The organism is Streptococcus ovuberis (assembly GCF_012396585.1).
Taxonomy (GTDB): domain Bacteria; phylum Bacillota; class Bacilli; order Lactobacillales; family Streptococcaceae; genus Streptococcus; species Streptococcus ovuberis.
The window spans coordinates 254,335-264,996 of sequence record NZ_JAAXPR010000001.1; the positions used below are offsets into that span (position 1 = coordinate 254,335).

General features: G+C 45.1%; 9 protein-coding genes. 2 read left to right on the plus strand and 7 right to left on the minus strand.

Annotated features, from left to right (window positions below; translation table 11 throughout):
* Nucleotides 1–98: 98 nt before the first annotated feature.
* Entirely contained in the window at nt 99–557 is a 459-nt protein-coding gene (locus HF992_RS01065) for a DUF1694 domain-containing protein (RefSeq protein WP_168548219.1), read from the plus strand.
* A gap of 67 nt (nt 558–624) precedes the next feature.
* Here the strand turns inward: HF992_RS01065 and yghU are convergent, their stop codons facing one another.
* A complete protein-coding gene (gene yghU, locus HF992_RS01070) occupies nt 625–1,416 on the minus strand; it encodes a glutathione-dependent disulfide-bond oxidoreductase (RefSeq protein WP_168548220.1) in 792 nt (263 codons plus the stop codon).
* Between the two features lie 208 nt (nt 1,417–1,624).
* Here yghU and srtB point away from each other — a divergent pair, with 208 nt between their 5' ends.
* Nucleotides 1,625–2,485 (plus strand): class B sortase, LPKTxAVK-specific, encoded by an 861-nt coding sequence (gene srtB / locus HF992_RS01075; protein WP_168548221.1) that lies wholly within the window; start codon nt 1,625–1,627, stop codon nt 2,483–2,485.
* Nucleotides 2,486–2,996: 511 nt separating this feature from the next.
* Here the strand turns inward: srtB and HF992_RS01080 are convergent.
* The 6 genes from HF992_RS01080 to HF992_RS01105 form a co-directional block, all read right to left on the minus strand.
* Entirely contained in the window at nt 2,997–3,383 is a 387-nt protein-coding gene (locus tag HF992_RS01080; protein ID WP_168548222.1) for a DUF4299 family protein, read from the minus strand.
* Nucleotides 3,384–3,449: 66 nt separating this feature from the next.
* Nucleotides 3,450–5,387: a threonine--tRNA ligase gene (thrS, locus tag HF992_RS01085; protein ID WP_168548223.1), complete on the minus strand. Its 1,938-nt coding sequence runs from the start codon at nt 5,385–5,387 to the stop codon at nt 3,450–3,452.
* Nucleotides 5,388–6,182: 795 nt separating this feature from the next.
* Nucleotides 6,183–7,526 carry a glycosyltransferase gene (locus tag HF992_RS01090; RefSeq protein WP_168548224.1) on the minus strand — a complete coding sequence of 448 codons (1,344 nt, stop codon included), beginning with the start codon at nt 7,524–7,526 and terminating at the stop codon, nt 6,183–6,185.
* 2 nt (nt 7,527–7,528) lie between these two features.
* Nucleotides 7,529–8,524 carry an LTA glycolipid anchor biosynthesis glycosyltransferase, IagA/BgsA family gene (locus HF992_RS01095; RefSeq protein ID WP_168548225.1) on the minus strand — a complete coding sequence of 332 codons (996 nt, stop codon included), beginning with the start codon at nt 8,522–8,524 and terminating at the stop codon, nt 7,529–7,531.
* A 144-nt stretch (nt 8,525–8,668) separates the two neighbouring features.
* Nucleotides 8,669–9,016 (minus strand): hypothetical protein, encoded by a 348-nt coding sequence (locus HF992_RS01100; protein ID WP_168548226.1) that lies wholly within the window; start codon nt 9,014–9,016, stop codon nt 8,669–8,671.
* Nucleotides 9,017–9,223: 207 nt separating this feature from the next.
* Nucleotides 9,224–10,662, minus strand: a 1,439-nt coding sequence (locus HF992_RS01105; protein WP_168548227.1) for a MucBP domain-containing protein, incomplete at its 5' end; no start/stop codon positions are given.

The following is a 10,662-nucleotide window of genomic DNA, read 5'->3' on the forward strand; positions in this document are numbered from 1 at the left end:
TAACATTCTCAGGACAAGAATCTGTCTTACTCTGCTCGCCATTCATTTTGTAAGTCTCTCCCTGGAAAAATTTTATCATTCTATGGTAAAATGATAGGATGACAGATATTAATCAAACCATTTTACAAAAAGCAAGTGGCGAAAATCGCCTTCATCCTGACCAGCAAAAGCTATTTTTAGGAACCTACCGTGAGCGTGTGGTCCTGGCGATCACTCACCAAGAAGCAGGACTTTCAACTGTTAAAACAGGCCTTAAGCCTATCTTAGAAAAACTCTTGGACCAAGTCAGCCCTTTGACTATGAAAGTATCCAATCAGTTAGACGATCGTTTAAAGCTCTATTACATGCGCCTGGCTCATGACATTCATCTTTCATTTAGCCTTGTTGCTGAAGAAGACAGCTCCTCTCCCTACGGGATCGTCCTGCATACTGACCAGGCTCTTAATCAGGAAAACATTGACCTGAGCAAGAGACATCCCGAACTCTTTCCAGCTACAGAACCTCCCCTTCAAACTAGCACTAAAAAAAGTTTATGGCAAAAATTATTTGGCCAATAACGCTACAAGAGATTAGCTCCCCTGATAAAGCCTTAATCAGAAGAGCTAATCTCTTTGCTTTGTTTGGTTACTCTTTAATGCCTTTATATTGTGCCTCCACGCCTCTTTGGACTGCTGGTCGCGCCGCAATCTTCTCAGACCAAGCCTTGAGGTGGCTGTAGCTCTCTAAGTCAAGAAATTCATAAGCGCCTTGATAGAGGGCATCTTGGGCCAAGCGACCATACCAAGACCAGATCGCTATGTCAGCGATTGTGTAGTCCTCACCCGTAATGTAGGCCTTCTGGGCTAATTCCTTATCCAATAAATCCAGCTGACGCTTGGCTTCCATGGTAAAACGATTGATCGGATATTCCAATTTCTCTGGGGCATATTGGAAGAAATGTCCGAAACCACCTCCTAGAAACGGAGCCGCTCCTGTCTGCCAAAAAAGCCAATTGAGCACTTCAGTACGCTTGTCCAGGTTTTCTGGTAAAAAAGCCTCAAACCGTTCCGCCAAATAAAGTAAAATAGCTGATGATTCAAAGACTCGAATCGGCTGCTCACCTGACTGATCCAGCATAGCCGGGATTTTAGAGTTTGGGTTGATGGCCACAAAATCACTGCCGAATTGGTCTCCATCCATAATGCTAATCCGATACAAATCATAAGCAGCCTGATCATAGCCTAACTCCAGTAACTCTTCTAACATAATGGCCACCTTAATCCCATTAGGCGTTCCGAGTGAATAAACCTGAAAAGGAGCTTCTCCCCTTGGTAACGTCTGTTCAAACCGGCTACCGGCTGTTGGCCGATTGATTCCTGAAAATTTTCCTTGGTCGCTATCTTGTGCTGACCAAACTTTTGGCAATTGATAAGTCATAGCAATTCCTCCTTTTTCTTATCCTACCATTTTTGGGCTGATTTTTCCAAAAATCAATACGTTTCACTGAATCAGAGAATAATCAGCCTAAACAACTTCCCCTTAGGCTGTCCTAGGGCATTAAAAATTTTCTAGCATCGTGCTAGATATCCTGAAAAATTATGGTATAATAAATAAAACTTTATTCCAAGGAGATTGCACACTTCCTATGAAACGCTCAAATAAGCACCGTAAACAACAGATGCCTTGGTGGTTAGGCCTGCTGGTCATACTTGGATTAGGAGGTTTGATTTGGACCGGGACACAGGTCTTTCAGACCAAACCAACAGAGACCAAGCCAAACACCACGCAAACTACTGTCTCAAGCACTCCCCCATCTTCGACTGAACCTCCGAAAAAGGTTTACACGGTCTCAGAAGAAGAAAAGGCCTACCTTAAATCACGTTTTGACCCCCTCCTTGCCCTCAACAAAGACACGATTGCTTACGTCTATGCTCCAGGTACGATGCTTGACGAACCTGTCGTTCAGGGGACTGACAATGGTCACTATCTCCAGTACACGATTGATGGCCAATACTCCCCTTATCTGGGAACAGTTTTCATGGACTACGAGAACTCCAAGGCGTTCGATGATAGCCTAACATGGCTCTTTGGCCATGCTAGGGGGAGTACCGTTCCTGACCACCGCATGTTCAACGATGTTAATTTTTACGAAGATCAGGCCTATTTTGACCAGCACCGCTATGTCGTTATTGAGACCCCTGAACGTAAATATTATTATGAAGCAGCTTTCTTTATCGTTGTTCCAGAAACGACTGGTTTTTATCGAACCTCTTTTGAAAGCAAGGAAAGCTTTGCTCAGCAGTTGACAGACGTTAGCAAGGAAGCTCGTACCAAAGCTAACAACATTACCATCAACCCTGATGATAAGTACCTTGTTCTCTCCACCTGTCGCGAAGAAGACGAGACTATCCGCACCAATCTCTATCTCCGCCAAATTCCTGATGAGGAGCTAGTTGATTTCTTGGAAGAGCACAGCTCCGAACTCGTTTACCAACCAACTCGGTAATAATGCCCTTGAGATAAAAAAGGGTGCTCAGCTAATTAAAAGAGGCTGGGCAAAAAGTCTTAAAAATAGTAAACGGCTTAGAATAACGTCGTCAAAAAAGGTTGATTCTAAGCCATTTTATTTTGTTCAAATTTCAACAGCAAGGCTGAAATTTGACTTTTTGCCCAGCCTCTTTTCGTTTTGAGCTATTTTCTTAATGGATTTGAGGAGGGTATTGACCATAAGAGCAATTCCCTTTCAATATGACTTGTGAGTTCCCTCCTAGGCTTACAGCCTAAAGCCCTCAAACAAGCTTTGACCAGTTCGAAGAGAGGAGCCTCATCACCTCTTCGTTTCTCAAAGCCTCCTGTAAAGGAGGCCATCTCTCTCGAACAAAAAAGACTTGCAACGTCAAACCTGTTACAAGTCTTGTCGAGATTTTTCAGAAAATCCGTAATGTCTAATCAGACAGTTTGCAGTGCTGAGGTCATGGAAACCCATCGTCACTAAACAAAAACAAGCTACTCAAACATTACGCTGTTGCGTTTGTTACGATACGTTCAAGTTCTTCAAGGCTTAAGGGCGGCAAGAGTAGATGGGTATCTGTTGTCTGCACCGCTATTTCCCTCAACAAGGGAAGGGCAGCCTGGAAGTCGACAATCCCAATCAGGTCGTCACGGCTGGTACTAATCAGGGCTAAGCGGTAATCACTGATGGACTGACCATCTACAGCATAACTGGTCTCAGGCGCATGAGGCAAGAGGGTCAGGGTCCCTTCCGTTAGCGCAAAGCTACCAAAGGTCTTGCCATCTTGGTCTTGATAAAACTGTGGTTGAGCTAGGTAAGGATCTACATTCTGATAATCTCTAGCAACTGAATCTGGTTCTGATTTTTTGAAAAAACGGTCAAACAATCCCATATTAAATTCCTCCTTACCAAATTATACCAACTAAAAACCTGCAATCGCAGGTTTTTAAGTCTCTCATTAATCCTTACGCGACTTTCTCGCGATATCTGCCAAGATGCTCTCCACAAAGCTGTCAAGGGCAACCGTTTCAGTTTCTTTAGAGCCGTAGCGGCGGACATTGACCGCACGGTCTGCCTGCTCCTTATCCCCGACAATCAGCTGATAAGGAATCTTGCTGGTCTGTGACGCACGAATCTTGTACTGCATCTTCTCATTGCGCTCATCGACCTCAGCACGAACACCGCGGTCTTTGAGGGCTTTTGCCACTTCCCAAGCGTAATCCGCATGGGCGTCGTTGGAAATCGGGATGACCGTTACCTGTTGTGGCGCTAACCAAGTTGGGAAGGCCCCTTTATAGGTTTCAATCAGAATAGCGGTAAAGCGCTCCATGGTTGAAATGACCCCACGGTGAATCATGACAGGGCGGTGCATTTCGCCATCTGCACCGATGTACTTGAGGTCAAAGCGTTCTGGCAACAGGAAGTCCAGCTGAATGGTGGACAGGGTTTCCTCGTTTCCAAGGGCTGTTTTAACCTGAATGTCTAATTTCGGCCCGTAGAAGGCTGCTTCGCCTTCGGCTTCAAAGTAGTCCACACCCATTTCATCAAGGGCAGCTTTCAGCATGCCTTGGGCATTGTCCCACATCTGATCGTCGTCGAAGTATTTTTCCTTGTCCTCTGGATCACGTAGGGACAGACGGAAGCGGTACTCGGTCAGGTTAAAGTCCGCATAGACATCAATGATGAGTTGCAGGGCTTTTTGGAATTCTTCCTGAATCTGCTCTGGGGTGACAAACAAGTGACCGTCGTTGAGGGACATTTCCCGCACCCGCTGGAGACCAGACAGGGCACCTGATTTCTCGTAGCGGTGCATCATGCCGATTTCAGCGATACGGATTGGCAACTCACGGTAAGAGTGCACATGGTGCTTGAAGACCTGAATGTGGTGCGGGCAATTCATCGGACGCAGGACAAACTCTTCCCCATCTCCCATGTCCATGACAGGGAACATGTCTTCATGGTAATGATCCCAGTGACCTGAGGTCTTGTAGAGATCAACGCTGGCAAGCGGTGGCGTGTAAACGTGCTGGTAACCAGACGCCAATTCCTTATCCACGATGTAGCGCTCCAGCTCACGACGGATAGTCGCCCCATTTGGCAACCAAAACGGCAGACCTTGACCCACTTCTTGGGAAATCATGAAAAGATCTAATTCCTTACCCAGTTTACGGTGGTCACGCTCTTTGGCTTCTTCCCGCATTTGCAGGTAGCTCTTTAGGTCTTTCTTGTCAAACCAAGCTGTCCCGTAAACCCGCTGCATCATGGCATTGTCAGAATTGCCCCGCCAGTAAGCACCGGCGACATTGAGGAGCTTAAAGACCTGTACACGACCTGTTGACGGCACGTGCGGGCCACGGCAGAGGTCGACAAATTCGCCCTGACGGTAAACGGTCAAGCCCTTGTCCGCATGCTCATTGATCAACTCCAGCTTGTATGGGTCGTCCGCAAAGAGCTCCAGTGCTTCTTCTTTGGTGATTTCCTCACGGATACATGGGTGGTTTTCTTGGACAATCTTGGCCATCTCTTTTTCGATAGCTTCCAAATCTTCATTGGAAATTTGCTGCCCCTCACCATTATCTGTGTCATAGTAGAAGCCATTTTCGATGGCAGGACCAATCCCCAAACGCAGGTTAGGGAAGAGACGGCGAGCCGCTTGGGCAAAGACGTGAGCTGCTGAGTGGCGGAGCAAGTCCAAGGCATCCTCGTGGTCAGCCGTGACGATTTCAAGACTGCCATCTTCCTCAATCGGACGCACGGTGTCAATCAAGACACCATTGTGCTTACCAGCCAAGGCTTTTTTCGCCAATCCAGGGCTGATAGAGTGAGCAATATCATAAGTTGTGGTGCCTTTGGCGTATCCACGCACCGCACCATCTGGGAAAGTAATGTTAATCATAAGATAAGATATCAAGGGCGTTAAGCGGACTAGAGAAAAATAGGAAATCGACCGCAGAAGCTAGCTTCTAGGGAGAGTTAGCTTTTTCCGCCGTCCGTAGCCCGTATTCAGTTAGAATGAATACGAGTTTGACCCTTCAGTTCCTTTCTATATTTTTTCATTCTTTTTTAGAGACGTGAGCATTTAAGCTAACGTCTAAAATAAATAAACGACGCCCTATAAAAGGACGTCGCAACGTGGTTCCACCTTCATTTATTCACGGCAAAAAGCCATGAATCTCATGTTTGGTGATAAGGGAACCACCCTTTTATGTTTGCATAAAATCAAGGAAGGAGTATGCCGTCTAGCTCTCTATGCTCTCACACCAACCGAGCACTCTCTCAAAGAGCTACTAGAGACATGTGTCTTCCTGTTTATTTTATCCTAAATACATTGATTTTTCAAGAGCTGAATCTTCATTTTTTGATAAATGATATAAAAACGTCTCCTAAAGCCATTAAGGATAATAGGGCCTAGATAAAACCAGGTAGACTCAGAGAGCTCTCAAAAAGATATCTGAGCGTGACCTTAGTCTTATAATAGGTTTCTAAGACATAGACCCTGATGCCACGATACCTTTTCTTTCGGCAAACCAGAAAGCCTTGTTCGCTTCCAATAACCTCTCTCAGCGAATGCAAAGCTTTGGGAGAAGGGCACCTCCTGTTTTGAAGCAACTGCCTTTTGCTAACAAGCTGAAGGGAACCATCAGAATTTACACCAGACAAATGATTAGCTTCCAAAAGGCAACCCACCTTCTCAGTCTGATCCCCCCTTGTCTCGATAGCGTCTGCTCAGGTCTCTCAAATATCTTCTAGAACGAACGGTTGACTTAATAATGATCCGTTGTGGCAAATAGACTCCCTTACGCGCCATAAGAAGACCTGTTTGAGTGGCCTTTCGTACCATCACCACTGGAATCGGTGATAGCTCTCCAGCGTCCATACGCTGATGGTGCGCTAATGCCATTTCAAGGTAGAAGTCTGCTACTTGACGGCCAAAGTTCTCCGCTGAAATCTCATAGAGTTTATTAGCCAGAGCCTCTTTTGTCATAGGTGGCGTCGCTATAATCGCATCACAGATTGCTTCTGCTAAATCTTTCTCATAGCGATAAAGCGTACCAAACATCTTATCGGAAATCACATTGGCTAAATAGGGGTTATCATGAGCAATAACCGCTGTTCCTGATGCCAAAGCCTCCAGATAGGTCAGACCTTGAGTCTCTGAAGTTGACGCTGACACAAAGAAATCAGCAGCCTTGTAATAGAGAGCCGTTTCGCTGGGCGCAATCATCCCTGTAAAAATCACATCGTCCGCCAGATCTAAGGCGTTAGCTAACTGTTTCAGTTCGGTCAAGTATGGGCCATCTCCAGCAATCACCAATTTAACCTTTAGTCCCTGTTCTAAGACCTTTGGCAAGGCCGTCATCAAGGCCTGAATATTTTTTTCATAGGAAACCCGTGAAAGGCTCAGCAACATGTAGGTGTCCTCTGAGATGCCTAATTTTCCTCTTAAATCAGCCAGGTCTTGTCTGGATAACTCTGGACGCCGAAATTTCTCCAAATCAATTCCTGTCGGAATCACTCGCTTAGGGGCAGTAACTTTGTAATCTGTCAGCATCCCCTCAACAATCTGGCTGGGACAAATCACTCCATCCATATAGTTACAGTAAGACCGAATAATATACTTGACCATTCCAGGCCGAATCACTTTTCCCTTGGCAATATAGTGCACGTAGTCTTCATAGTTCGTATGATAGGTATGGATTACAGGGATTTTTAACTCGCGTGCAATCATTTTTCCTAAAAGCCCTAGACTGAATTCTGTCTGGGTATGGATGATATCTAAATGGTAACGCTCTGCCAATTTCACCGCGTCGCTAAAGCCTGCATAAGCAATCCGCCGATCCTTGAAGGCAAAAAAAGGCACACTAGGGATGCGGATAATCTGCCAATCCTCATAGCGATTGACATCTTTATCCGTTGTTGTGAAAATAAAAACACGATGCCCCAGCTTCTCTAACTCTTTCTTGAGGGTTTTAATTGAGGTTGCAACACCTGATACCTGTGGAAAATAAGTATCTGTAAAAATTCCAATCCGCATGCTTATTCCATTACTTTCTTGTAAATTTTGGCCAATTCTTGAGCAACTGCCTCGATCGAACGACTCTCGGCGACTTTGTAACCAGCCTCTCTTTTATCTATTTTCCCCGCTAAAATACTGTCTAACGCAGACACAAATTCTTGATTGCTCTTCCCCTTAACAACAGAATCACTCTCTAACCAGCCGTCATAGACAGGAATATCCCTGACCAGAACGTGTTGGCGACTGGCTAGTGCTTCTAAGACCACAATTCCTTCTGTTTCTTCATAAGATGGGAAGAAAAAAGCATCTGCTCCGCTCATGGCCCCTTCAAAGACAGGCCCCTTGATATAACCTGGAAAACTGACATTGGCTGGATGTTTTTTTTCAACCAAGTCAACAATATCCTGAGGGATAAGGAGTTTGTTAATCTGACCAAACCAAATAAAGCGTACATCGGGCATTTGCTCAGCCACCTTGACAAAATCTATAATCCCCTTACGCTTAAAATAAAGGCCTGCACTGATCACAACCTTATCCTCGACTTTCAAGTCAAAATACTGACGAAAAGCCTTCTCTTTTGCCAGATCTGGCTGATAGCGCGCCAAATCAATCCCATTTGAAACTGGGGCAATCGGACGTGTAATCCCATAACCTTTCAGCAAACTTTCCGAGTAAGGCGTCGGTGTGATGATGAAATCTGCCTGCTGGTAAAAGAAAGTCAAATAGTTTTTAACCATCGGCGCCAATAAATTAGAGCCTTTGAAGGAATTTTCAAAATCTTCCTTAGTTGAATGGGCATGAACGATGACCTTCTTCCCTCTTTTCTTTGCCTGGCGCAAGAGTCGAAGGCTTTTAAAGCCATAAGTATTAATATGAACAATATCATAATCGCTCTTGGGATTAGTCGTATAGTCAATCCCCGCTAAAGTGAGAGCCTTTTCCTGATGCTTAATCGCCCGGCCAATACCAGACTTAGAAATCAGCTTCTCCCCTTCTAAATACAGTAAAATCTTCATGCTTTAATTATAGCTCTTTCCTTAAAAAAACTCAAATAGGGTCCATATTATCTTACGGTGTAACCCAAAAGGGTGAATCTCTAACTTGATGACTCAAGCTCAAAATTCACCTCTCTTCTTATTATGACCTAGGCTTTAAAGGATCTAACGTCTAGTATCTCTAGTCTTTCTTAAAGTGATAGCTACCCAACTAAAACCAATCATCAAGCCCATAATCTCTACTAGCATGTTGCGCTCTGTCCCTGTACTTGGTAAAACTCGCTTACCTGATACGCCTGACTGAGAGCCACGCGATGGAGTTGTTGGACCAGTTGGTTGTTCTTTGACCTTAACCGTTTGGCCCTTGTCATGGATGTCCTTGTGCTCAGCGATAACGTGACCTGAAGCATCGTAAGCTGTCTCTAACCTTTTCCAGTCTTTTTCATACTGTTTACTCCTCGTAAGATATCGTTTGTAAGGTATTTCTACTATTTTAGTGTCATGAGAAATCACTTAGCGATTAAGAAGCATCTGGCATGCAATAATGGCGCTAGGTCTAAATCCAATCTCTAAAATGATTTCATAAAAACTAGACGCTATTTTTTTGCTATTTGAAACCTTTTAAACAAAATTCCTGCAGCGGGGTATCCCACTGCAGGAATTATTGCATCTCTGCTGAAAAAGTTTGCTTGTTAGCCGTTAGATCTCAGTCTAACTTGCTTAGTCTTCCTTACGACGTTTCAAACCTGCAAGTCCCAAAAGGGCTAGAACTCCTGCACCGACTAGTGCTAATCCAGACTCTTCCTGGCCTGTCTTAGGAAGTTGGGCTACTGCCTTAACTGGTGCTGTCGCTTTAACTGGCTGACTCTCAACAGTAGGCTGACTTGGCTCTTGAGGAGTCGTTGGCTGACCTGGCTCTGTTGGCACTGAAGGGGGTGGTGTTCCTGGAACCTGTGGAGTTGATGGTTTTGGTTGACCCGGACGATTAGGAGTCGAAGGTGTCGGTGTAACAGGTTGTTTCACTTCACGGTAAACGTAAGTCACGTTAGTTGTGCCTTCAACGACCTTACCTTCTTCAGGAGCTGAGCCTTCTTGAACACGAACATACTCATAAACCTTGCCGTCTTCTGTCGTGATGCGGTTTGGCTTGTTATCATCTGCGGTGTTATAGCTTGTACCTGTTGGGCTTTCTGGCGTATCCACAACAGATGCCTTGATGGTTTCACCGGCTTCATTCACGTAGTGAACCTTAACATCACCCTTAACCTCTTCGTAGACGTAAGTGACTTTTTGTGGTGTTTCAGTGACTGTTCCTGTAGGAGGTGCTGAATTTTCCTTCACTTCCTTGTAGACAAACGTACGGCCATCTTCAGTGACAATCTTGTCTTCTGGCTTGGTCTCGTATGGTGTACCTGTTGGCTCGTTTGTCTTCACTGGTGTTTCTGGTTTCAATACTTCACCAGTTGTCGTGATGTGTTCGACAGTCACTTTACCAGTTGGTTTTGGTGCTTCTGGTGTTGGTGTTTCTGGTGTTTTAGGCACTTCACGGTAAACGTAAGTCACGTTGGTTGTGCCTTCAACGACCTTACCTTCTTCAGAAGCTGAGCCGTCTTGAACACGAACATACTCATAAACCTTGCCGTCTGCTGTCGTGATGCGGTTTGGTTTGTTATCATCTGCGGTGTTATAGCTTGTGCCTGTTGAGCTTTCTGGCGTATCCACAACAGATGTCTTGATGGTTTCACCGGATTCATTCACGTAGTGAACCTTAACATCACCCTTCACTTCTTCGTAGACGTAAGTCACTTTTTGTGGTGTTTCAGTAACGGTTCCTGTACGAGGTGCTGAACCTTTCTTATCTTCCTTGTAGACGAACGTGCGACCATCTTCAGTGACAATCTTGTCTTCTGGTTTGGTGTCGTATGGCGTACCTACTGGCTCGTTTGTCTTAACTGGTGTTTCTTTCCTCAACACTTCGCCAGTTGTTGTGATGTGTTCCACAGTGACACTACCTTTTTTCACTTCTGGTGTCTTAGGCACTTCACGGTAAACGTAAGTCACGTTGGTTGTGCCTTCAACGACCTTACCTTCTTCAGAAGCTGAGCCGTCTTGAACACGAACATACTCATAAACCTTGCCGTCTGCTGTCGTGATGCGGT